This window comes from Virgibacillus pantothenticus (genome assembly GCF_018075365.1).
GTDB classification, from domain to species: Bacteria; Bacillota; Bacilli; order Bacillales; family Amphibacillaceae; genus Virgibacillus; species Virgibacillus pantothenticus.
The window spans coordinates 1,639,322-1,662,787 of sequence record NZ_CP073011.1; the positions used below are offsets into that span (position 1 = coordinate 1,639,322).

General features: G+C 36.9%; 21 protein-coding genes. All 21 read left to right on the forward strand.

The window, feature by feature from the left end; all coding sequences use genetic code 11:
- Positions 1–14: 14 nt before the first annotated feature.
- The 21 genes from KBP50_RS07710 to cccA all read left to right on the forward strand — a co-directional run bounded on the left by KBP50_RS07710 (position 15) and on the right by cccA (position 23,082).
- A complete protein-coding gene (locus tag KBP50_RS07710) occupies positions 15–464 on the forward strand; it encodes a GatB/YqeY domain-containing protein (protein WP_050353110.1) in 450 nt (149 codons plus the stop codon).
- 546 nt (positions 465–1,010) lie between these two features.
- Positions 1,011–2,324 carry an NfeD family protein gene (locus KBP50_RS07715; RefSeq protein WP_050353554.1) on the forward strand — a complete coding sequence of 438 codons (1,314 nt, stop codon included), beginning with the start codon at positions 1,011–1,013 and terminating at the stop codon, positions 2,322–2,324.
- Positions 2,325–2,398: 74 nt separating this feature from the next.
- The gene (gene floA, locus KBP50_RS07720) at positions 2,399–3,391 is read left to right on the forward strand and encodes a flotillin-like protein FloA (RefSeq protein WP_050353109.1); all 993 of its coding nucleotides are present in this window, start codon (positions 2,399–2,401) and stop codon (positions 3,389–3,391) included.
- Positions 3,392–3,422: 31 nt separating this feature from the next.
- On the forward strand, positions 3,423–3,944 hold the full coding sequence (locus KBP50_RS07725; RefSeq protein ID WP_050353108.1) for a hypothetical protein: 522 nt from the start codon (positions 3,423–3,425) through the stop codon (positions 3,942–3,944).
- Between the two features lie 724 nt (positions 3,945–4,668).
- Complete coding sequence (gene yqfC, locus KBP50_RS07730; protein ID WP_050353107.1) at positions 4,669–4,977, forward strand: sporulation protein YqfC; 309 nt, start codon at positions 4,669–4,671, stop codon at positions 4,975–4,977.
- The gene (gene yqfD, locus KBP50_RS07735; protein ID WP_050353106.1) at positions 4,961–6,169 is read left to right on the forward strand and encodes a sporulation protein YqfD; all 1,209 of its coding nucleotides are present in this window, start codon (positions 4,961–4,963) and stop codon (positions 6,167–6,169) included. Before yqfC ends, yqfD begins: the two co-directional genes overlap by 17 nt.
- A 2-nt stretch (positions 6,170–6,171) precedes the next feature.
- On the forward strand, positions 6,172–7,146 hold the full coding sequence (locus KBP50_RS07740) for a PhoH family protein (protein WP_050353105.1): 975 nt from the start codon (positions 6,172–6,174) through the stop codon (positions 7,144–7,146).
- 654 nt (positions 7,147–7,800) lie between these two features.
- Positions 7,801–9,948: an HD family phosphohydrolase gene (locus KBP50_RS07745; protein WP_050353104.1), complete on the forward strand. Its 2,148-nt coding sequence runs from the start codon at positions 7,801–7,803 to the stop codon at positions 9,946–9,948.
- Positions 9,949–10,419 (forward strand): rRNA maturation RNase YbeY, encoded by a 471-nt coding sequence (gene ybeY, locus KBP50_RS07750; RefSeq protein ID WP_050353103.1) that lies wholly within the window; start codon positions 9,949–9,951, stop codon positions 10,417–10,419.
- Complete coding sequence (locus tag KBP50_RS07755) at positions 10,409–10,771, forward strand: diacylglycerol kinase family protein (protein ID WP_232231287.1); 363 nt, start codon at positions 10,409–10,411, stop codon at positions 10,769–10,771. Before ybeY ends, KBP50_RS07755 begins: the two co-directional genes overlap by 11 nt.
- 433 nt (positions 10,772–11,204) lie before the next feature.
- Entirely contained in the window at positions 11,205–12,107 is a 903-nt protein-coding gene (gene era, locus KBP50_RS07760; protein WP_050353101.1) for a GTPase Era, read from the forward strand.
- Between the two features lie 202 nt (positions 12,108–12,309).
- The gene (locus KBP50_RS07765) at positions 12,310–12,456 is read left to right on the forward strand and encodes a YqzL family protein (RefSeq protein WP_072740886.1); all 147 of its coding nucleotides are present in this window, start codon (positions 12,310–12,312) and stop codon (positions 12,454–12,456) included.
- A gap of 40 nt (positions 12,457–12,496) precedes the next feature.
- The gene (recO, locus tag KBP50_RS07770; protein WP_050353100.1) at positions 12,497–13,240 is read left to right on the forward strand and encodes a DNA repair protein RecO; all 744 of its coding nucleotides are present in this window, start codon (positions 12,497–12,499) and stop codon (positions 13,238–13,240) included.
- A gap of 284 nt (positions 13,241–13,524) precedes the next feature.
- Positions 13,525–14,403 carry a glycine--tRNA ligase subunit alpha gene (glyQ, locus tag KBP50_RS07775; protein ID WP_050353099.1) on the forward strand — a complete coding sequence of 293 codons (879 nt, stop codon included), beginning with the start codon at positions 13,525–13,527 and terminating at the stop codon, positions 14,401–14,403.
- 1 nt (position 14,404) lies between these two features.
- Positions 14,405–16,486, forward strand: a complete 2,082-nt coding sequence (gene glyS / locus KBP50_RS07780) for a glycine--tRNA ligase subunit beta (protein ID WP_050353098.1) — start codon at positions 14,405–14,407, stop codon at positions 16,484–16,486.
- Positions 16,487–16,849: 363 nt separating this feature from the next.
- A complete protein-coding gene (ccpN, locus tag KBP50_RS07785; RefSeq protein WP_050353097.1) occupies positions 16,850–17,479 on the forward strand; it encodes a transcriptional regulator CcpN in 630 nt (209 codons plus the stop codon).
- A 24-nt stretch (positions 17,480–17,503) separates the two neighbouring features.
- Entirely contained in the window at positions 17,504–18,304 is an 801-nt protein-coding gene (locus KBP50_RS07790; protein ID WP_050353096.1) for a pyruvate, water dikinase regulatory protein, read from the forward strand.
- Positions 18,305–18,964: 660 nt separating this feature from the next.
- Positions 18,965–20,782, forward strand: a complete 1,818-nt coding sequence (gene dnaG / locus KBP50_RS07795; protein WP_050353095.1) for a DNA primase — start codon at positions 18,965–18,967, stop codon at positions 20,780–20,782.
- 30 nt (positions 20,783–20,812) lie between these two features.
- Positions 20,813–21,937 carry an RNA polymerase sigma factor RpoD gene (gene rpoD, locus KBP50_RS07800; protein ID WP_050353094.1) on the forward strand — a complete coding sequence of 375 codons (1,125 nt, stop codon included), beginning with the start codon at positions 20,813–20,815 and terminating at the stop codon, positions 21,935–21,937.
- 160 nt (positions 21,938–22,097) lie between these two features.
- Entirely contained in the window at positions 22,098–22,526 is a 429-nt protein-coding gene (locus KBP50_RS07805; RefSeq protein WP_050353093.1) for a hypothetical protein, read from the forward strand.
- A 178-nt stretch (positions 22,527–22,704) separates the two neighbouring features.
- Positions 22,705–23,082 (forward strand): cytochrome c550, encoded by a 378-nt coding sequence (cccA, locus tag KBP50_RS07810; protein WP_050353092.1) that lies wholly within the window; start codon positions 22,705–22,707, stop codon positions 23,080–23,082.
- Positions 23,083–23,466: the final 384 nt, after the last annotated feature.

The following is a 23,466-nucleotide window of genomic DNA, read 5'->3' on the forward strand; positions in this document are numbered from 1 at the left end:
AGAGGGTGTAATCAGTGACATTACTCGAAACATTAAACCAAGATATGAAGCAGGCGATGAAAAACAAAGATAAAATTACCCTTAGTGTAATTCGCATGGTAAAAGCTTCTATACAAAATGAAACCATTAAGCTTGGAAAAGACTCATTATCTGAAGACGAAGAAATGACAATCTTGTCGAGAGAAGTTAAACAAAGAAAAGATTCCCTCCAAGAATTCAAATCAGCTGGACGCGATGATCTTGTTCAACAACTTGAAACAGAATTGGATATTCTGCAAACATATATGCCAAAACAGCTTACGAATGAAGAGCTAGAGGCAATAGTTCAGTTAACGATTGAAGAAGTGAATGCAACTTCCAAAAAAGATATGGGAAAAGTTATGAGTGCGATTATGCCTAAAGTAAAAGGTAAAGCAGATGGTTCACAAATTAACAAACTTGTACAAAAACAGTTAAGTAACTAAAAAAAGAGACCCTAGTCAATCGATTGATTAGGGTCTCTTCTTATAAGAAGAAGTTTATAAATACTACGGGGCTACTCATGGTAGGAGAACGACGTTATATATTTCCACGTGTGCATTCAAGTCTCGTAGTTATTTTAGCTTCTCTTAGCAATGTCCCATTGCATAACGTTCTTCTGCTCACTTTAGATAAATAATATGAAATCAAACAATATCTCCATACTAACTATCATCAAGAATAGGACTATACAACATACACGTGAATAAACAGCAATAAAATTGCAAATACTTTCAAAAAGTGCTTCTCAAAAGGCTTGATAGGTGAAGAATAATGAAGTAAACTAGTTTGTTAATTGCTTTTTAGATGTTGATAATGCCTTGCAATCCTAAGAAGATGAAAGGTTCTAAAGAGATAGTGTCATTGGATTATTTATGGTATATTTTAATAAGTTTACTTTAAATTGAAACCTTTATTGAGAAATATGCGTATAGCATAGTACATCATGAAGGAGGTGAAGGCAATTGTCAGTTAAACGACTGTTTACATATATGATTTTTTTAAGTGCGATTTTAATTACTGTATTCTATGTTGAATTTGGTGTATCCGCAAATGATGCGAATCATAAAACCGTTCATATCATCCCAATAGAAAAAGAAGTTGAAAGAGGCTTGCAAGCATTTCTCGATAGAGCAACGAAGGAAGCAATAGAAGAAGGCACAGATCATATTATTTTTGAAATTAACACGCCAGGGGGCAGGGTCGATTCAGCTGGAGAGATTGCAACTATTTTGCAGGATCTAGATGTTCCAACGACTTCATTTATTGTGAATCGAGCATTATCAGCAGGTTCTTATATTGCTTTAAATACAGATACAATTTATATGCGCCCGCAAGCTACTATGGGAGCGAGTGGTGTGATAACATCTGACGGAAATGCAGCAGATGAAAAAGCTCAATCTGCTTGGATAGCTGCGATGAAAAGCGCTGCAGAATCAAAAGGAAGGGACCCGAAATACGCGATGGCTATGGCCGATGAGTCTATGGATCTGCCAGAATTAGATGCCGGTGAAGGCAAGTTTTTAACTTTAGGACCATCTGAAGCATTAGAAGTCGGGTATTCTGAAGGAACCGTTGATAATAGGAAAGACCTTCTGCAGCGATTAGGTTTAGAAAACGCAACGGTTATGGAAAAGGAACCGACTTTGGCCGAAGAAGTAGCCAGGTTTTTAACCAATCCTGTTGTCATCCCAATTTTATTATCGATTGCAAGTCTTGGGCTGGTTGTAGAATTATATTCACCTGGATTTGGTGTTGCGGGAATCATGGGGCTCATTTCGCTTGTGCTATTTTTTTACGGACATATCGTAGCTGGTTTAGCCGGTATGGAAGCTGTTGTCTTACTTATATTAGGGATAGGCCTCATTATTGCTGAATTCTTTGTGCCTGGTGGTATATTAGGCTTGCTTGGAGCAGGGGCGATTATTGGCTCGTTGTTTATGTCAGGATATGATATTGGTCATATGTCCATGAGTATCGGAATTGCATTTTTGCTATCATTCATTGTTTCCATTATACTTTTCCGCAGAATGGGAATGGATAAAGGTATTTTTCGCCATATTATACTTAAAGACCAAACGACAACAGAATTGGGGTATGTATCTTCGGTAAATCGCTTAGAACTAATAGGTTTGGAAGGAATTACTGTTACACCGTTACGTCCTGCTGGTACAGCTGTTTTTGATCAAGAACGTTTGGACGTTATTTCAGAGGGACGGTTTATCGATGAAAATGAGAAAGTTAAAATTGTAAAAGTAGAAGGCGTACGTATTGTTGTACGACAAATACCTTCAGAGGACGTTTAACTTCTGTTCGTATCGGATTTCCGACGAATAATAAGTTTTACAATATATCTAAAATAAATAAAGGAGGAAACTAGATGGACTTACAAAGTATAATGCCGTTAATTATTATCGCGGCTATTTTAATTGCTGTAGCTATCTTATTTACTTTTATTCCAGTAATGCTTTGGATTAGCGCTTTAGCAGCAGGTGTGAAAGTAGGTATTTTTCAATTAGTTGGGATGAGACTTCGTCGAGTTGTTCCCAATCGGGTTATTAATCCGCTGATCAAAGCGCATAAGGCTGGACTAAATGTAAAAACTAATCAGCTTGAGAGCCATTATTTAGCAGGTGGTAATGTAGACAGGGTTGTAAATGCTCTGATTGCAGCTCACCGTGCAAATATTGAATTACCTTTTGAACGAGGAGCAGCGATTGATTTGGCTGGTCGTGATGTACTAGAAGCCGTTCAAATGAGTGTTAATCCTAAAGTAATTGAGACTCCGTTTATTGCGGGTATTGCAATGGATGGAATTGAAGTAAAGGCTAAAGCTCGCATTACTGTTCGCGCTAATATTGATCGCCTTGTGGGTGGTGCAGGTGAGGAGACAGTAATTGCTCGTGTAGGAGAAGGTGTTGTAAGTACAATTGGTAGTTCGCATACACATGCAGAAGTGCTAGAAAATCCAGATTCGATTTCTCACAATGTTTTAAACCGTGGCTTAGATGCAGGTACAGCCTTCGAGATACTGTCGATTGACATTGCGGATGTAGACATTGGTAAAAACATTGGTGCAATCCTGCAAACTGATCAAGCTGAGGCGGATAAAAACATCGCGCAAGCGAAAGCAGAAGAGCGTCGTGCAATGGCTGTAGCGCAAGAACAAGAAATGCTTGCTAAAGTACAAGAAATGCGTGCTAAGGTGGTGGAGGCAGAAGCTGATGTACCATTGGCTTTAGCAGAGGCGCTACGCTCTGGCAACCTTGGTGTTATGGATTATATGAATTATAAAAATATCGATGCAGATACAGATATGCGAGATTCTATTGGCAAACTTTCCGGGAACGGTAATGATGACCACGAACAATAGTGAAAATTGCGACAAATAAAGGAGGAGTTATATGGAAGAACTCTTCGAAGCTATTTTTGGCAATGCTTTTATCATTTTTGCAGTAATTGCGGGAATTATTGGTTTCTTTAAAGATTCTTTTAGCAGTGACAAAGAAGAGAAAAGCAAACACTCTAAGCCTACGAATAGGCCAGTTCAGCCTTTTGGGGGAGAAACTGTCAAGAAACCAAGCAACCCTATGAAACGTCAAGAACGCGCAAGAGACTCTTTTTCAACAGCGTCAGCTTCTGAACAAAAACAACAGCAAATGGAGCAGTTAGCAGAGCAAATAGGAACAAATTTGCAAGCACCGTTGAAGGAATTTCAACAGCAAGCTAAGTCCATTCAAAACAAGCGGGATGACGAAACAAAGCACCTACACAAGCAAAAGCTAAAACGTCAGGTTGCTAATAATTTAACGCAAGAAGGGTTAGTTAATGGGATTATCATGGCTGAAGTATTAGGTAAACCAAGAGCTAAGAACCCTTATCGCAGTATCCTTTCTAACCAAATGAAAAGGAAGCAAATTTATTAATTATTATGGAAGCCAATTGTACAGCAAACATGTACAGTTGGCTTTTTTTAAAGAATAAGAAAGTATAGACTTAGGTGCTTATGGATAATGAAATAACCGAATAGTCACGTCCAGCGCATGAGCCCAGCAACTAGGCGACTTCACGAATCACCCTACGATAAGTCATCATCGGTTCGTCGCTAAGGGGAAGGCCGACTAAAAACGGGCTTGCCGCTCAGGCGTGGGCATACCCCTGTTTTTAGTGGCATGATTCCTAAATCTTTAGTTGATTCGTTCCATTCGCTACGTTGCTAAACGGGCGCCCTGCGCCTTTGTTCTCCCGCATATAAGGTGCTGTAAAACTCCCGCTTCAGGAGTTGGATAATCTGTACTGTAAACAAACCTAAGTGTAGATAACAGCACCTTTAAATGTCTTATTTCGTAAGCTGCTTTTAGGCCGTACCATTACGGTACTAGCAAGCTGTGAGGATGAATGATAACCCCTTATGTTTGAAGATTTGTTTTATTTTGTTAATTTCAATGGTTTTTGTAAGCAATACATACGTTTTGCTATATGGACTTTAAAAAATATAGCTTTCAAGGAAATTCCCCAACAAATCCATACTTCTATAAAATACATGACGTGTTTACATTTTCTCTTCTGTCTTTCTCCAAGAGCTTTCCTTTCATTGTTCTTAATTGTATGGATGAATCATAAATATATAGGTGAGAGGGGGCTGCATTTGTGAAAAAATGGCATCAACAAATTCGACCATGGTTAACGAAGTCTTTTGCACTTCCTTCAGATGTATTACTTGAGCTGCCAAGAATTACGGTGATTGGTCAATTGCATGTTTATATTGAAAATCATAAAGGCTTGGCAAGCTATTCAGATACAGAATTAAAGCTTAAGGCGAACAAAGGATATATTCGAATTACAGGGTCAGCCTTTGTTTTAAAGCTCATGTTACCTGAAGAGATCTTGTTAGAAGGAACGATTAGAGATATAACCTTTATTCCAGATGGAGGAGAAGGATATGAAACAAAAAAATAAACCAAATGCAGCTGGAGCTGTTACTATAGTTGTAACTGGCGATCGACCGGAATTGTTTTTTCAACACTGTACGAGTCATGGAATACGGATATGGGATGTAATGAAGACAAGTAATCAAGCATGTCAAGGAACGATAAGCCTAAAGGACGCAAAATATATAAAAGTGCTACGAAGAGGTATGCATTATAAAATTAAATTCATTGATAAAAAAGGATTTCCGTTTATCATTCGTCGTTACTTAAGAAAAAAAGAGCTGCTGATTGCATTTATCTTAAGTTGTTTATTTCTGTTTATTTTGTCTAATATCGTATGGGATGTCAAAATAACCGGTGTGCCTAAAGACATTGAGGAAAAAATAGGTAAACAATTGGAGGAATACGGTATCCAGCCAGGTTCATGGATTTTCTCACTTGACTCTCCAAAGCAAATTCAACAGCAATTGTTAAGCGATGTTCCTGAATTGCTTTGGGTTGGCATTGATCAAAAAGGGACAACCTTTCATTTGGAAGGTGTAGAAAAGATCGTCGTTAAAGAAGAAGCAAAACCAAAACCTCGAAACTTAATTGCTGCTAAAAAAGGAATTATCAAGAAAATGTATGTTTCCCAGGGTGTTCCCAAAGTAGATGTGCATGATTATGTGGAAAAAGGTGATTTGCTAGTTTCTGGAAAAATGACAGATGAAGAAGAATCAGAAGAAGATGAAAAAAAGAAAATCAAATATGTAGCGGCTGACGGAGATATAACAGCGTTAACCTGGTATGAAGTGAAAGTAAGTGTGCCATTAAAGACAAGTTCTGAACAATTAACCGGAAACCAAGAGAAAAAATATCATCTTGGTTTTGGTAACTTTAAAATGCCCGTATGGGGTTTTGGCTCACCTGATTTTAAGAACATACAACAAGAAAAAGAAGAAACTAAGCTTCGATTTTTAAAATGGGACTTGCCTGTAAAAATAATTGAAACCAAACTCCATGAAAAAACGTATAAATCAGTGAAACGGACAAAACAAGAAGCAATAGAGGCGGGAATTACACAAGCGAAAGAACAATTAAAATTAGAATTAGGTGAAGCAAGCATACTTTCAGAAAAAGTTTTGCATGAAACTATAGAGAATGGTAAAGTTAAATTAAACTTATATATGAGTGTAGAAGAAAATATTATTGCAACACAACCTTTACGTCAAGGAGATTGAATATGCCAGAAAATCTAACAGCAGTTGATTTACAATTAACAAGTCCAAATGAAGCGTTAGCGCTGTTTGGCAATAACGATAAACACCTGCATCAATTAGAGGAAATGCTTCAGGTTTCAATTGTAACGAGAGGAGAGCAAGTACACGTTTCTGGGAATCCAGATACGATTGACCTCGTTCAAGATGTCTTACAAGCACTGCTCTCCGTAATTCGTAAAGGATTAACCATAACGGAAAGAGATGTCGTTTATGCAGTTGAATTAGGGAAAAAAGGAAAAATAAATCAATTTGAAACCTTATTTGAAGATGAAATTACAAAAAATGTAAAAGGAAAACCTATTCGTGTTAAAACGCTGGGGCAAAAAAAATATATTTCTGCGATTAAAGCCAATGATCTCGTATTTGGAATTGGTCCCGCAGGTACGGGAAAAACATACTTGGCTGTTGTAATGGCTGTTCACGCGCTTAAAAATGGGTATGTAAAACGGATTATTTTAACAAGACCTGCAGTAGAAGCAGGAGAGAGCCTAGGTTTTCTGCCGGGCGATTTAAAAGAGAAGGTCGATCCTTATTTAAGACCACTTTACGATGCTTTACATGATGTTTTAGGAACAGAACATACCATGCGTTTGATTGAAAGGGAGACCATCGAAATCGCTCCATTAGCTTATATGCGTGGAAGAACACTAGATGATGCGTTTGTTATTTTAGACGAAGCACAAAATACAACGCCGGAGCAAATGAAAATGTTTTTAACGAGATTAGGTTTTGGCTCCAAAATGGTAATTACCGGTGATATAACGCAAATTGATTTACCAAAAGGTATGCAATCAGGTCTGCGAGTAGCCAGTCATCTATTAAATGGGATAAAAGGTATGGCATTCGTTTATCTAGAGCAGACCGATGTAGTGCGGCATCCACTTGTCCAGCGAATTATTGATGCCTATGATAAAAACCGCAATAACAGTATAAGTTAAGCCTCTTATACAGGGCTCATTTTACATGAAGATCAATATAATTAATGCTGTTATCACCGCACTAATTTTGAAAAAAATAGCATTTGCTTTGGAGTTTGATTGATTTGTAAGAGGATATTTAGAAATAGAAAAAAATGAAGGTAGTGGGCTTATTTATTGTTGTCTCCCGAATGTAAGGTTTCTTCAGTCTAATGCTTCTTGGGCTAAGGGCGATGAAAAAAAGTCTAAGTAGGAGATAAGGACACGTAATTGCCGGATTCGTTCACATCACGATGTTGAACTAAGAATAAGTAATTTTACTTTTTTAACCATAAGGAAAACATTGGAAGCGATAAATCGCACGCAGAAAAAAAGCGTTTTACTTTTTCAAAGACTTCCTAAGTACCTTGCCTTTGAATTATTATACCAATTAGGCGAAAGCACCCCTCGTTGACTAAAACATTATTTATCCCGCATATAAGATGCTGTAAGGCTCCTACTCAGGAGTAGGATAAACAAGGTTAAGTGGGAGATAACAGCATCTAAAGAGGCCTTTGGCTCATACCATTACGGTACTAACAAGCCGTGGGGGATGAATGAAAACCCCTACAGATTAAAGATTCACTTTACGATTCATTCGTAGTTAAATTTTTGCCTTTAGAAAGGAAGAGAGCAGTGGATAAGAAAAAGTTTCATCCGCGTACTTGGTTTTCATTTACAAAGCGTTTTAATAAATGGGGCATGATTACAACTGCTACTCTTATATTAGGTTTGTTTTTCTTTTTAATCATGATGGATAATGTACAGACTGAGACGTATGAAATAGAAAGATTTAGCAGAGCAAAAGAAACCATTCGTTCTCCAGTAACCATTGAAAACAAGCAAGAAACGGAACGAAAAACAAGAGAAACGGTTCAAGCTGTAGAAGATAGATATAATATTGATCAAGAAATCACAGATGAACAAATCGCTTATATTACAGAGATTTTTGATGCAATAACTAAACTGGAAGAAGAGTTAAAAACATCTGAACAAAATAAGGGGGATAAAGAGACAGCCCCTATTTCCGAACAGGAGAAGGTCCAGCAATTAAAGCAAATTCTATCTGCTGACATACAAAAGGGAGTTAGCGATGATCTTTTGTCACAGCTCATCCAAGTGCCCAAAGAAGAACGAGATGAAGGAAAAGCATTTTTTTTAGATGTCGTGTCAGACACCTTAAATAATGGCGTGCGCACGGAAAACACCCAAAGTGCTATTTCCAATGTACAACAAGAAATTAAATATTCCGATTTAGATGCTGATATGAAAGAAGTGTTGACACGTTTAAGTGAATTTGCAGTAGTTGAAAATTCGTTTTTTGATGTGGATAAGACCTCGACCGCTAGAAAGGAAGCCGCTAGTAATGTGGAACCAGTTGTGATAAGAGCTGGCGAGATTATCGTTCGTGAAGGGCAAGTGATTACTAACGAAGTATACGAAAAATTAGATCTAGTTGGAGTACTTGATAAGGAACGAAATTTTGTTCCTGGAATAGGCTTGGCTTTGCTTGTTTTGTTGATTGCAAGTGCGATAGCTCATGAAATGAACTGGCTCTCAAAAAAAGATCGTCTGGATATGGCAAAAACTATTGCTATTGTTGTTATTAGTATGATGACTATTGCCTTAATGAAAATCGTGAGTATCTATACGACACAAGTTAATCAGTTGTTCTATATAATGCCAATCGCTACAGGTGCTTTATTGATGAAACAGTTGATTCATGAACGTTCAGCGGTCATTTTCAGCACGTTGTTCGCTATTTTAGGAAGTGTTATTTTTAACCATCAAATTCCTGGCTCTTTAAATGTGGAAGTAGGTATTTATTTTATGCTTTCTCAATTGGCAGCGATTTTCTTTTTACGAAATGTGAAAGATCGACTTGCGTTAATGAAGGCTGGAGTAGGAATTGCAATGGTCAATATAATGACTGTACTATTATTTATATTTCTTTCTTTTGAGAAATATGCACTAGGAGATATGTGGATTCCATTATCTTTTGCAGCTGCTTCCGCTTTTCTGTCAGCTGTATTAACAATTGGTCTATTACCGTATTTTGAGGCTGCTCTAGGAATATTGTCAGATATAAAGTTATTGCAATTATCGAGTCCAAATCATCCGTTATTAAAGAAATTGCTGACGGAGGCTCCTGGAACTTATCACCACTCGGTAATGGTGGCCAATTTAAGTGAAGCAGCTTGTGAATCAGTTGGTGCAAATGGTTTACTAGCAAGAGTTGGTGCTTATTACCATGATTTAGGGAAAACGGTTCGACCTCATTATTTCATTGAAAATCAATTAGCAATTCGTAACCCGCATGATTTTATTGAGCCAAAAGAAAGTGCTAAAATTATTATTAGTCACCCTTATGATGGGGCAGAAATGTTAAAAAAACATCGACTACCTAAAGAAATAATTGATATAGCTAAACAGCATCACGGTACTTCTTTGCTGAAATATTTTTATTTCAAGGATAAGGAACAAAATGATGATGTAGAAGAAGCAATCTATCGTTATCCTGGACCAAAACCACAAACGAAGGAAGCGGCGATTATTAGTATATGTGATTCGGTAGAGGCTGCAGTACGTTCTCTGCAAGAACCAACAGAACAGAAAATAGAAGAAATAGTTGCATCGATTATTGAAGATAAGTTAATAGATGGTCAGTTTAATGAATGCCCCATCACTTTACAAGAGTTAAATAAGATTCAACAAACAACATGCAGTACAGTGAAAGGGATATTTCATTCGCGTATTCAATATCCCATGAAGGAGGCAAAATAAGTGTATATTGATTTTCACGACGTAACCAACTCAGTGGAAAGTGATTATATTGATGTGATTCAACGATTAATCACATTTGCTGCCAGTAAAGAAGGCGTTACTCAACAAGCTGAAGTTTCCATTAATTTTGTTAATAATAAAGAAATTCAAGAATTAAATCGTAACTATCGTCAAAAAAACACGCCTACAGATGTTCTGTCCTTTCCTATGCAAGAGCTTGGGGAAGGGGAAGAAGAGGTAAATATACTGGATGAGGATCTGCCTATTCTTCTTGGCGATATTGTAATATCCGTTGATAAAGCAAAAGAGCAAGCAGAGGCATATCATCATTCACTTGAAAGAGAATTAACATTTTTAGCGTTGCACGGCTTCCTTCATTTACTAGGATACGATCATCTATCTGAAGAGGATGAAAAACGGATGTTTTCAAGACAAGACGAAATTCTAGGTGCGTTTGGAATTGAAAGATAAAAAACCAGTTATTGGATTCTCTTATGCATGGCAAGGTATTCGCTTTGTTATAAAAAGTGAGCGTAATTTTCGAATTCATTTAGTTGCTGCAATTCTAGTCTTCATTGCAGGATGGATCTTACAGATAAGTCTCATGGAATGGATCATTATTGTAATTTTGATTGGAATGGTACTTATAACGGAAATGCTCAATACTGTTGTGGAACAGATGATAGACTATATAAAACCGGAACTGCACCCTGCAGCTAAACAAATTAAAGACATTGCTGCAGGAGCTGTCCTTATAGCTGCCATGGTAGCTGCGATTATTGGTTGTCTTGTTTTTATTCCCAAAATTGTTCCACTTATGTAACGTTGCTTTGCTAAACTTACAAGAGTAAGTAATGGATAATCATAGATGTGGTTATGTTTAGTCATAGTAGCCTCGCATATTTGATACAAAGCATGAAGAAGGTGTATGCTTCATTTTTACTAACTTTTTCAGCGACAAATTCAGGAAGTAATGTTTAAATATATTAAAAAAATATTGTCTGCCGCAGCTTTTGCTGTGGCTTTTTAGTATTTGGCGAATGCTGATAAAATTTGCTTCCCGTTATTTAGTGATTATAAATGGTGGAAAAAGTATTTCTTCCTAAGTCTTTACATAAAGTAACAGGAAGTGAGAAAATTGTCAAAAAAGAAATATAGGAATAAAAAATATTAAAGCTTTTGTCGATTACATGAAACGAGTGCTTTTTTATAGTATGATATGAATAAAACATTTATGACGTTTCGGAGGCAACCAGATGGAAAAACAATTTAAATCAGGTTTTATAGCAATTATTGGTAGACCAAATGTTGGAAAGTCTACTTTTATGAATCGAGTGATAGGGCAAAAAATAGCAATTATGAGTGATAAACCTCAGACAACGAGAAATAAAATACAAGGCGTATTGACCCTGCCGGATGCCCAGATGGTGTTTATTGATACACCTGGTATTCATAAACCCAAACATCAGCTTGGTGACTTTATGGTGAAAACAGCTATAAATACATTGAATGAAGTAGATGCAATTCTATTTATGATTAATGCGGATGAAGGATACGGAAAAGGGGATCAATTTATTTTAGATCGACTGCAAAAGGTGAATAAGCCTGTCTATTTAATAGTTAATAAAATTGATCTTGTCCACCCAGATGAACTCCTACCGCTGATTGACCAATATAAGGATAAGCATAACTTTAAAGAAATTATTCCAATTTCAGCTCTGCAGGGTAATAACGTAAACCATTTGTTAGATGTTTTAAAGGAGCAATTAGCAGAAGGACCGCAATATTATCCGGAGGACCAAATAACGGATCATCCCGAGCGCTTTATCATTAGTGAATTAATTCGTGAAAAAGTGTTACAATTTACCAAAGAAGAAGTACCACACTCTATAGCGGTAGTTATTGAGAATATGGTACATCGTGATAATGGTAAATTACTCATTCAAGCAACCATCGTCACGGAAAGAAAGACACAAAAAGGGATTCTAATTGGTAAGCAAGGAACAATGCTTAAAAATATTGGCAAAGCTGCACGGAAAGATATCGAAAAATTACTTGGTACAAACGTGTTTTTAGAACTTTGGGTAAAAGTTAAGAAAGATTGGAGAAACAAGCAAAGCCAACTTCAAGAGTTTGGCTTTCGCAGTGATGAGTATTAAATAACCATATGAACAAGCTGTTTTTACCAAATGCGAACTGCTTTTACGTTAGAACCAAAGTGTAATTATATATAGAGAGTTCTATTTGCTACTATGGTTCAATAATACATGGTAAATTTTAATACTCATTTGTTTTGTGCTTGTGGTCATTCTAAGTAATAAGTTACATTTTCAAACATTTTAAAGAAAGGTGGGGTTTCTTGTGATCGATTTAACCTGGAAGTTATTTAGTCAAACGGGAAACATTGAAACCTATTTAATCATGAAAGAGTTAGAAAATGAACAAAACCCTTATGAATCGCAACAGCAAGATGAGAAAAATGAAACTCCTATAGATACAAGACTATAACGTATATTTTGAAGTTCGCTTAGAGAAAGGTGACGCTTAATTGTTAGAAAAAATACAGGGTGTTGTATTAAAAACGCGTGATTATGGGGAAACACATAAAATTGTAACGATTTTTAGTAAAAAGTTAGGTAAGCTCTCTGCTATTGCAAAAGGTGCTAAAAAACCAAAAAGTAGAATGGCTGCTGTGACGCAGCCATTCATCTATGCGGAATTTCTAATGTACGTTAATAAAGGGCTCAGTACGATACAACAAGCGGAGATCATCGATTCTTTTCGTTCCATACGTGAAGATATTGTTAAAACAGCTTATGCAGCATATCTTGTAGAATTAACCGATAAATTAATGGATGATAAAAAGCCAGATATATTTATTTTTGAACAGTTTTTCCAAACGATGCAATGGATTGATAAAGAAGAAGACGCTCAAATCCCGCTGATGATGTTTGAATTGAAGCTATATCAAAAAGGCGGCTTCGCACCAACAGTAGCATGTTGTAGTCATTGTAAAACGACAACGCCTCCGTTTGCGTTTTCTATTCAGGAAGCAGGTTTGTTATGTTCATCGTGCAGAAGTATGGATCCACAAGCTGTTGAGTTACCAAAAGGGGTTGCAAAATTATTATCGATCTTTGCTACCGTTGAATTACAACAAGTGACAAGTATCTCCGTAAAAGAATCAAATAAGCGATTATTGCGGGAGTTATTGGATCATTATTATGATTATTACGGTGGATATTATCTAAAATCAAGAAAGTTTTTGCAACAATTGGATCTGTTGAAATAAGTTGACAGTCATTACTGTTTCGCTTATTATTCATACATAGAGGATTATATATCGAATATTTGCTGAGATGAAGAACAGTACTTTTGCCCCCTATCGATAGCGAGCTCAGGATAGTGTAAGCTGAGTGTTAGGTCAAAAGGAAAGGCGCTTCGGAGCATGGTTAGTAAAAGTGGCTTTATAAAGAAGCAAATAGGGTGGAACCGCGGCTTAACCCCCGTCCCTATGTCGAATAAGACATAGAGACGGGGGTTTTGTATTGTATTACTGTAATGGAGGAAAAAATGATGAATATTCAAGAGATGATCTTAACTTTACAAAAATATTGGTCAGAGCAAAATTGTATTCTCATGCAGGCGTATGACGTTGAAAAGGGAGCGGGAACTATGTCACCAATGACACTGTTACGCAGCCTTGGACCCGAGCCATGGAATGTTGCTTATGTGGAGCCTTCAAGGCGACCTGCAGATGGAAGATATGGAGAAAATCCAAACAGGCTTTATCAGCATCACCAATTTCAAGTTATTATGAAGCCTTCTCCGGACAATATTCAAGAGCTGTATTTAGGATCGTTGGAAAAATTAGGCATTGACCCGCTTATCCATGATATTCGGTTTGTTGAAGATAATTGGGAAAATCCGACTTTAGGTGCAGCAGGGCTTGGATGGGAAGTGTGGCTAGATGGTATGGAAATTACGCAATTTACGTATTTTCAGCAAATCGGCGGATTAGAGGCAAATCCAGTTGCTGTGGAATTGACCTATGGGATTGAACGACTAGCCTCCTATATCCAAGATCGAGAGAATGTATTTGATTTAGAATGGACAAATGGGGTAACAGTAAAAGACATTTTTTTCCAACCAGAATATGAACATTCGACGTATACATTTGAAACATCCAATACGGAAATGTTATTTGATTTGTTTACAAAATATGAGCAAGAAGCGAAAGATACGATGGAGAAGGGTCTAGTGTTCCCTGCTTATGACTATGTGCTTAAATGCTCCCATACATTTAATTTACTAGATGCAAAAGGTGTTATCTCCGTAACAGAACGAACAGGGTATATTACAAGAATTCGCAATTTAGCAAGAGGTATCGCTAAAGCGTATGTAGCTGAAAGAGAACGACTAGGATTTCCAATGTTGAAAAAGGAGGAGCAATGACATGGCAACAGATGCTTTATTTGAAATCGGACTGGAAGAGTTACCAGCTCGGTTTATTGATGATGCAGAGAAGCAATTACATGATAAAACAGCAGCTTGGCTTGAAACCTTGCGTATTTCATTTACGAATTTAACAACGTATTCTACACCACGTCGTTTAGCTGTACTTATTGAAGGACTTGCTGAGCAACAAATGTCCATGGAAGAAGAAGTGAAGGGACCAGCAGAGAAGATTGCAAAAGATGAGACCGGTAATTGGACAAAAGCGGCCGTTGGTTTTACGAAGGGACAAGGAAAAACAACGGATGATATTTATACAAAACCGTTTAACGGAACAACCTATATTTTTGTCAAAAAACATATTGAAGGAAAGAATACGATTGATCTCCTACCTGGATTTAAAGATATTATTACATCGATTAACTTTGGTAAAAATATGCGCTGGGGTACACAAACAATGCGGTATGCCAGACCAATTCGCTGGTTAGTTGGCTTATTTGGGTCAGCCGTTGTTCCTTTTGAAATCGCAAATGTAGCTAGTAGTAATACTACTTTTGGTCATCGGTTTTTAGGAACGCAAATAACCATTAATGAGCCGAAAAACTATGAAGAACAATTACATCAACAGTTTGTTATCGTAGATGCAAAAAAACGTGAAGCAGCAATTTTACAAGGGATACGTGAATTAGAGCAAGAACAATCGGTTCACATTCCGATTGATAAAGAATTATTGAATGAAGTAAGGAATTTGGTAGAATTTCCACAAGCATTTCTAGGCTCGTACAAACGCGAGTTTTTATCCATTCCTGAAGAAGTATTAATTATCTCAATGAAGGAACATCAACGTTATTTTCCTGTTCGAGCGCAAGCTGGAGGAGAGCTATTACCATATTTTGTCGGGATTCGTAATGGTGACGATACGTCATTGGATACGGTAATTAAAGGAAATGAGAAGGTGTTACATGCACGGTTATCTGATGCAGCGTTTTTCTATGATGAAGATCGAAAGCGTTCCATGAAAGAATTTTTAACGAAACTAAAGCGAGTTGTGTTTCAAGAAGATCTAGGAACCATTCATGAAAAGGTAGAACGCGTCATCATACTAACTCGACTCATCAGCCAGCATATTGAATTACCGACTGCAGATACTAATCGTGCTGTCCGCGCTGCAGAAATAAGTAAATTTGATTTAACTACTAGTATGGTAAATGAGTTTACCGAGCTACAAGGGGTTATGGGTGAAAAGTACGCTGCTTTTTATGGAGAAGATGCGATCGTCGCTCAAGCAATTCGCGAACACTATTTACCAAAATCTGCAAATGGTGCTTTGCCTGAAACAGCGGTAGGTACGGTTGTTAGTATCGCTGATAAATTAGATACCATCATAGGCTGTATCTCTGTTGGGCTAGTACCAACAGGATCTCATGACCCGTATGGATTGCGGCGCCAAGCAATTGGAATTTTAAGGATGGTCCATGCGAATAAATGGGATATATCTGTCGAAAAGCTTATCGAACTAGCTTTACAAGTATATGCTACTTCAAAAGTACAGCTTGAAAATCAGGATCAAGCAGCTACTATCATTGAAGATTTCTTTTTGCATCGTGCGGCTTATATTTTAAAAGAAACGGGAATTGAACAGGACATTATTCATGCCGTATTACATCAGGCGATTGGTAATTTTACGTATAGTTTAGCAAAAGCAGAAATATTATCGTCAAAACGGAATGATGAAACTTTCAAATTATCACAGGAAGCTTTTGTCCGCGTATTAAATTTAGCCCAAAAAGCAGATTCCACCGTTATTGATCCGGCATTATTAAAAACCGTTTCTGAAAAAGCGTTATATGAAAAATATTATTCCGTTAATCAAGCATATCACCAGTCAAGTCGGGATGCTAAAGAGGATTTACAACTCTTAGAACAATTAACAGAGCCGATTCACCAATTTTTCGATCAAAATATGGTGATGGTAGACGAAGATAATATTCGTAAAAATCGATTGGCATTGTTGCATCAAATTGGTCAATTAATCTATAGCTATGCAGATGTAACGAAAATCGAGTGGAAGCAAAGTTTTTGATTGAAGTAGCAAAAACTTAGGCGACCTTGAAAAAGACAAAACAATTTTTCTACGTGTCACACCTCCTGAGATCGGCAGTGTACAGGTTGAACGAATCGGGGATTTAGGTGCCGTCCCACCCAGACTCTTTGAGTCTACTCGGGATCTAGTAGGAGGGGGTTGAGGGATCTTCCATTCGGGATAAACATGGTACAGGAAATTTCTTTATTCGTTCGTTTTCTAGTGCAATCTGCATTATTTTGAAATTCTCATTCCTTTTATCTGCTAATCGAGGGTAGATTTAAAAGTATAGAATGATTTCTCATTCTGTCTCGGTTCGTCTATAATAGGTATATGGTTAGATCGTCTTGAGGTGGTGAAGGCATGGAATTATCAAATAGACAAGAAGAAATAATTGAAATTGTAAAGGAAAATGGTCCAATCACTGGGGAGAATATTGCTGAGCGTCTTCGTTTGACAAGAGCAACATTACGTCCAGATTTGGCTATTTTAACCATGGCGGGTTTTTTAGATGCCCGCCCTCGAGTTGGCTATTTTTACACAGGAAAAACGGGCAATGAATTGTTAACGGAACAGGTAAGAAAATTAAAAGTACATGAGTATCAACATATTCCGATTGTTGTGAAGGAAAGTGTTTCTGTATATGATGCAATCTCAACGATGTTTTTAGAAGATGTGGGTACACTTTTTGTAGTTGATGAGCAGTCTTGCCTTTCAGGAGTATTATCACGAAAGGATTTATTACGTGCAAGTATTGGGAAGCAAGATTTAAATGCCATTCCGGTGCATATCATCATGACAAGAATGCCTAATATAACAGTTTGCCGTAAAGATGATTTGTTAGTAGATGTAGCTCAAAAGCTAATGAACAAACAAATTGATGGCATCCCAGTCGTTAAAGATTCAAAGTCTGGCTTGGAAGTTGTCGGCAGAATAACAAAGACGACAATTACGAAAGCATTTGTTGAATTGATTACGGATGATCATATTTAACAAAAGAGAGAGGAGTATATTGTGATGTATACGCAACCTGTATATGTATTATCTGATTCAGTGGGAGAGACTGCGGAACTAGTTATTAAGGCTGGTTTAAGTCAATTTAATCATGGAACATATAAAATTCAACGTATTCCGTACGTAGAGGATAAACAAACCATTGATGAAGCTTTACAGCTTGCTGTAGAGAGTAAGGGACTTATCGGTTTTACGCTTGTTGATCCGATTTTGAGAAACTATGTAAACGAACGGGCAAAGCAAATGAATCTTGAGGCCATTGACATTATGGGACCCGTACTCAAATCCATGGAACGTGTATTTGAGCATGCCCCACGCATGGAAGCGGGCTTGGTTCATAAGCTGGATGAAGATTATTTTAAACGGATTGAGGCGATTGAATTTGCAGTGAAATATGATGATGGACGGGATTCCAGGGGAATCGCAAGAGCAGATATTGTCCTAATCGGTGTATCCAGAACCTCCAAAACTCCTCTTTCGCAATATTTGGCACATAAACGTCTGAAAGTTGCTAACGTGCCAATCGTTCCTGAGGTCGATCCTCCCGAGGAATTGTTTGAAGTGGATGCAGCAAAATGTATAGGGCTCCGTATTAATGCTGAAAAGTTGTATGAAATTCGTAAAGAAAGATTACGGGCTTTAGGTCTTGGAGATCAGGCAACTTACGCGAACATGGAGCGTATTCATAAAGAATTGGAGTATTTTGATAAAATTGTTAATAAAATTGGCTGTGAAGTCATTGATGTATCTAATAAAGCTGTTGAGGAGACAGCCAATAGTATTAGACAGATCGTTAAAAAGTGAGGGAGAGAGAATTTGATCTTTCTCCTGAATACTTTTTCCTTGCAAAAAGGAAGAAACCGAATAGTATATGATTAAGAAGTAATTGGGATGGAGATAATAAAAATTTAGGAACGTTTTATTAGCTTTTTTTTTTGGATTATATTATAATAACATTTTGTACTGAACAAATATAGACATGATTTGTTTAAATAGTATGATTTGTTAAAAAAGCAAGTTTTGATTTAATTACGTAAACAGAATAGAATGAGATTTTTTATGTTAATTCGTTTAACACGATAAATAAAAGCCACAGTTACGAATTGCAGATTCGCTAATATATAGATGACAGTTGTTTTAACGGTACGATTTGAGTATTTCGTATGACGTTCATGTCGTTTTTTGATGCAAACGTACTAAAATATCTTATTTCAAGCAGGAATTTATAACATGGATATAGAATACTGTTAATAAAGAACAATAATTCTATTTGTTCTACGTATGATAAAAGGGTGTTTTACCTTAAGAAAGTTTAAAATAATAATTTTATGTCAAACCTTATCCTTCAACTTTGTTTCCACATGTTATTTAGAAGGAATTTTTTTCGGGATTAAAAAAAATATTGTCGAAATTTAAAGGATTTTCATTATGGAAGGCGAATAATTAATAGCATGGTGATGTTTTATGGCTAATCAAATTCCCGAAGCAATTATAGAAGAAATTCGTAAGGCAAATGATATTGTTGATATTATAGGGGACTATATCCAGCTAAAAAAACAGGGGAAAAATTATTTTGGATTATGTCCTTTTCATGGAGAAAAGACGCCATCCTTCTCTGTAACTCAAGACAAACAAATTTTTCATTGTTTTGGCTGTGGGAAAGGTGGTAATGTTGTCACCTTTTTAATGGAAATGGAACATTTTTCATTTTACGAAGCTATCCAATTTTTAGCTGAACGAAGTGGAATTTCATTGCCGCAAAATGTACAAAGGCAAAAAGAAACTTCTTTGTCTCAGGAAAGTCAAGATATGTTATCCGCACATGAATGGTTGACGAAACTTTACCATCATTTATTGCGCTTTACGAAAGAAGGAAAGGAAGGTTATGCGTATTTAAAAGAAAGAGGGATAGATGAAGAAGCCGCAGATGCTTTTCAACTGGGCTTCAGTCCGAATGCAGATCAGTTTACAGCGGAATTTCTCAAAAAAAAGGGATATCACGAACAATTGCTTGTCAAGGCTGGTCTACTTCAGATAAATGAATCTGGGCAAACTTCTGATCGTTTTCGTGGGAGAATTATTTTTCCGATTCGTAATCATTTAGGAAAAACAGTTGCCTTTGGAGGGCGAGCAGTTGGTGATTATAAGCCGAAGTATATTAATAGCCCGGAAAGTGAATTGTTCCACAAAGGAAAATTACTTTATAATTTTGATCTGGCTAAAAGATATATTCGTAAAGAAAACGAGGCAGTTTTATTAGAAGGGCAAATGGATGTCATTGCAGCGTATCAAGCAGGAGTTCGAAATGCAGTCGCTACTCTTGGTACAGCTTTAACAGAATTTCAAGCGAAATTATTAAAACGCTATGTAAATACCGTAATTATTTGCTATGATGGGGATCGCGCCGGGTTAGATGCTGCTTACAAAGCTGCAGTCTTATTACAGCAATGCGGATGCGAAGTGAGAGTTGCATATCTGGAACCAGATATGGATCCAGACAGCTTTATTCGTACGCATGGAGGACAAGCTTTTAAAGATGAGGTAATTAAAGCAAGTGATACTTTTATGACTTTCTATATGCGATTTTTGAAGAAAGATTATCAATTAAATCTGGAAGCTGATCGCATAGAATATGTTGAAGCAGTATTAAAGCGGCTGGCTATGGTTGATAGCCCTATTGAACGGGAATATTATCTGAAAGAGCTAAGCAATGAATTTGAGATTTCCATGGATGCTTTACAAGACGAAATTTCAGGATATCGTGAAAAGATTGGAATAAATAAGGATAATCAACCAAAGAACAGATATACTAGTAGTACAGTGTGGAATACGGTAAAATCGAAATTATTACCCGCATTCCATAATGCAGAACGGCAGTTAATTGCGTATATGCTACAAGACGAAAGTATAGCGGAAAAGGTTCAAGAAAAAATTGGAGCAAGTTTTCATATAGATGCACATAAGATTATTGCTACTCATTTATATGCTTTTTACGAAGAAGGAAACGAGCCAGATGTTAGTTTGTTTTTGGAAAAAATCAAAGAAACAAACCTGCAGCGGGAAGTAACAGAAATTGCCATGTTACCGTTACAGGAAAATATAAGTGATAAGGAATTAAATGATTATATTCAAAAGATTGTAGCTAACCAGACAGAAAAGGTGACAATACAATCATTAAAAGAACAGCAAAAAGCTGCAGAAAAACAAAATGATCCTATAAAAGCAGCGCAAATTGCTAAGCAGATTATTGAAATAAATCAGCAATTGAAGAATACAAATTGATTTTATTGTACTCTGGAAGGAGGGGGACTCATGGCCGAAAATAAGCCTTCACAAACGAAAGAAAATGAGCATGAACTCACATTAGAACAAGCAAAGGATCAGTTAGTGGAAATTGGAAAAAAACGTGGTGTTCTGGCGTATGAAGAAATAGCCGATCGGTTATCTAATTTTGCTATTGAGCCTGATCATATGGATGAATTTTATGAGTACCTTGGAGAACAGGGGGTTGAAATAATCGGTGAATCTGAAGAAGACCCTACGATGCAGCAAATAGCAAAAGAAGAAGAATTTAATTTAAATGATCTCAGTGTACCCCTAGGTATTAAAATAAATGATCCTGTTCGCATGTATTTGAAGGAAATTGGGCGTGTTGACTTATTGTCAGCAGCGGAAGAGATTGATTTGGCGACAAGAATCGAACAAGGCGATGAAGAGGCAAAAAAACGTCTTGCCGAAGCGAATCTGCGTCTAGTTGTCAGCATTGCAAAGCGCTATGTTGGGCGAGGCATGCTGTTCTTAGACTTAATTCAAGAAGGGAATATGGGTCTTATTAAAGCTGTGGAAAAATTTGATTACCGTAAAGGCTTTAAATTTAGTACCTATGCCACGTGGTGGATTAGGCAAGCCATTACTAGAGCAATAGCCGATCAAGCTAGAACGATTCGCATCCCTGTACACATGGTTGAAACCATTAACAAATTAATTCGCGTGCAGAGACAATTATTACAGGATTTAGGCAGAGAGCCAACGCCCGAAGAAATTGGTGAAGAAATGGAGCTTTCCCCAGAGAAAGTACGAGATATTTTAAAAATTGCGCAAGAGCCTGTCTCTCTTGAAACACCAATAGGTGAAGAAGATGACTCTCATTTAGGTGATTTTATTGAAGATCAAGAAGCAGTCTCTCCTTCTGATCACGCAGCTTATGAATTGCTTAAAGAACAATTGGAAGATGTATTAGATACACTTACAGATCGTGAAGAAAATGTACTTCGATTACGCTTTGGTTTAGATGATGGTCGCACTAGAACATTAGAAGAAGTAGGAAAAGTATTTGGTGTAACCCGTGAAAGAATTCGTCAAATTGAAGCAAAGGCATTACGTAAACTAAGACACCCTAGCAGAAGCAAACGATTAAAAGATTTTTTGGATCAATAAAGTAATTGTCATTAGGCAATGGTCGCCATTGCCTGGTGACTTTTCTATGTCAGAAGCTGAAACGGGGTGAGTACAAATAGAAGAGCGAAAACAAATTATAATCAGTGAAATAGAATTTTGGAAAAAACATAAATTATTACCCACTGAATATTGTGACTTTTTGTTAACGTTGTATACGAAGGGAAACTACGCCCCATCAAACCGTAAAGACAAGCTAATTTTTGCAGCGCAAGTTACGTTTTTGTTGCTTATGATACCGTTTTCAGTTCTTATTGTCTATTTTACGCAATTTCAGATATTTTTGCAACTAGCACTTTTATTTCTTTTTTTAGGTTATTCCTTATGGGTTTATTGGTCAGCGAAAAAAAAGCAAGCAAATTTTCTTTTTCCTTTAGCCATTGCGTTACTGGTCGCGTTATTATTTACTGTGCATATAACGACGTACTTCTTTAATGGAGTTATCGTATTTTGGCTAATTGGAGGGCATTTTTTATTTTGGATATTATATGGATGGTTTAATAAAATCTATTTTTTAATGATTATTGGTTTTACTTCTGCTCTGTTTTTGCTTGTTTATACAATTTTATAGAATTTCATAGCGAAACACTTTAAAGAATTGTATTTTTCAAGTAAAATGAATATAGTCTTTTGTGTTACCAGTGCTTTTTCAAAAAAGGAAGGCGTAAATATATACAATCTAGCGGCTCGCGCCTTTTTTGAACAGCAAGAACTAATAACAAATGGGGATTACATAAGGAGGAAACGGAATGAAGAGGAACCCTGTTATCCCTTATGCATTAATTGCACTTTTAGGGATACTTGCAGTAATTGTAATTTCAGTTGTAGGGATAGGTCAACGTGATGACATCCAACAAGCAGCAGAAGGCGGCGGGGAAAAGGCTGAAGAAAGTCAAGAAGGGGAAACGACAGATGACCCTGAAGCAGTTTACGAAACAAATTGCTCAAGTTGTCATGGTGGTGACTTATCTGGGGGAATGGGGCCAGACTTAACCCAGGTAGGTAGCAAATTATCGAAAGATGAAATCCAAAATATAATTATTAATGGACAAGGTCAAATGCCTGCTGGAATGGCTAGCGAAGCAGAAGCACAAGTGTTAGCAGAATGGTTAGCAGAAAAGCAGTAGGCGTTTGCGAAAGAATGATACAAAGGAAAAGCTTTCTGCTGTGTAACAGAAAGCTTTTCTTTATCTTTTTGTTTAAGCGAAGAAGGTTTTGTGAATAGATAAATGTTGAAGCGCTAAGCGATCTTCCTTATTAAAGGCTTACTAAGCAAGGGGCGTCCAACAACAAAAATGTGCATGACGCATCTTAATTCCGAATGTAAGGTGCCGTAAGACCCACTTCAGAATCACAAGTAAAATAAATAGAAGTTAAGTAGGGGACCGATGGCATCTAAATTTCCGATTTGTGTTCTAGGGCTTTTAAATCCTCACCTGTGGTACTAATCACCAGTGGGGGATGAAAGAACGCCATTGATGGAAGTTTTCTTTATTAATGTCATGCTTTTA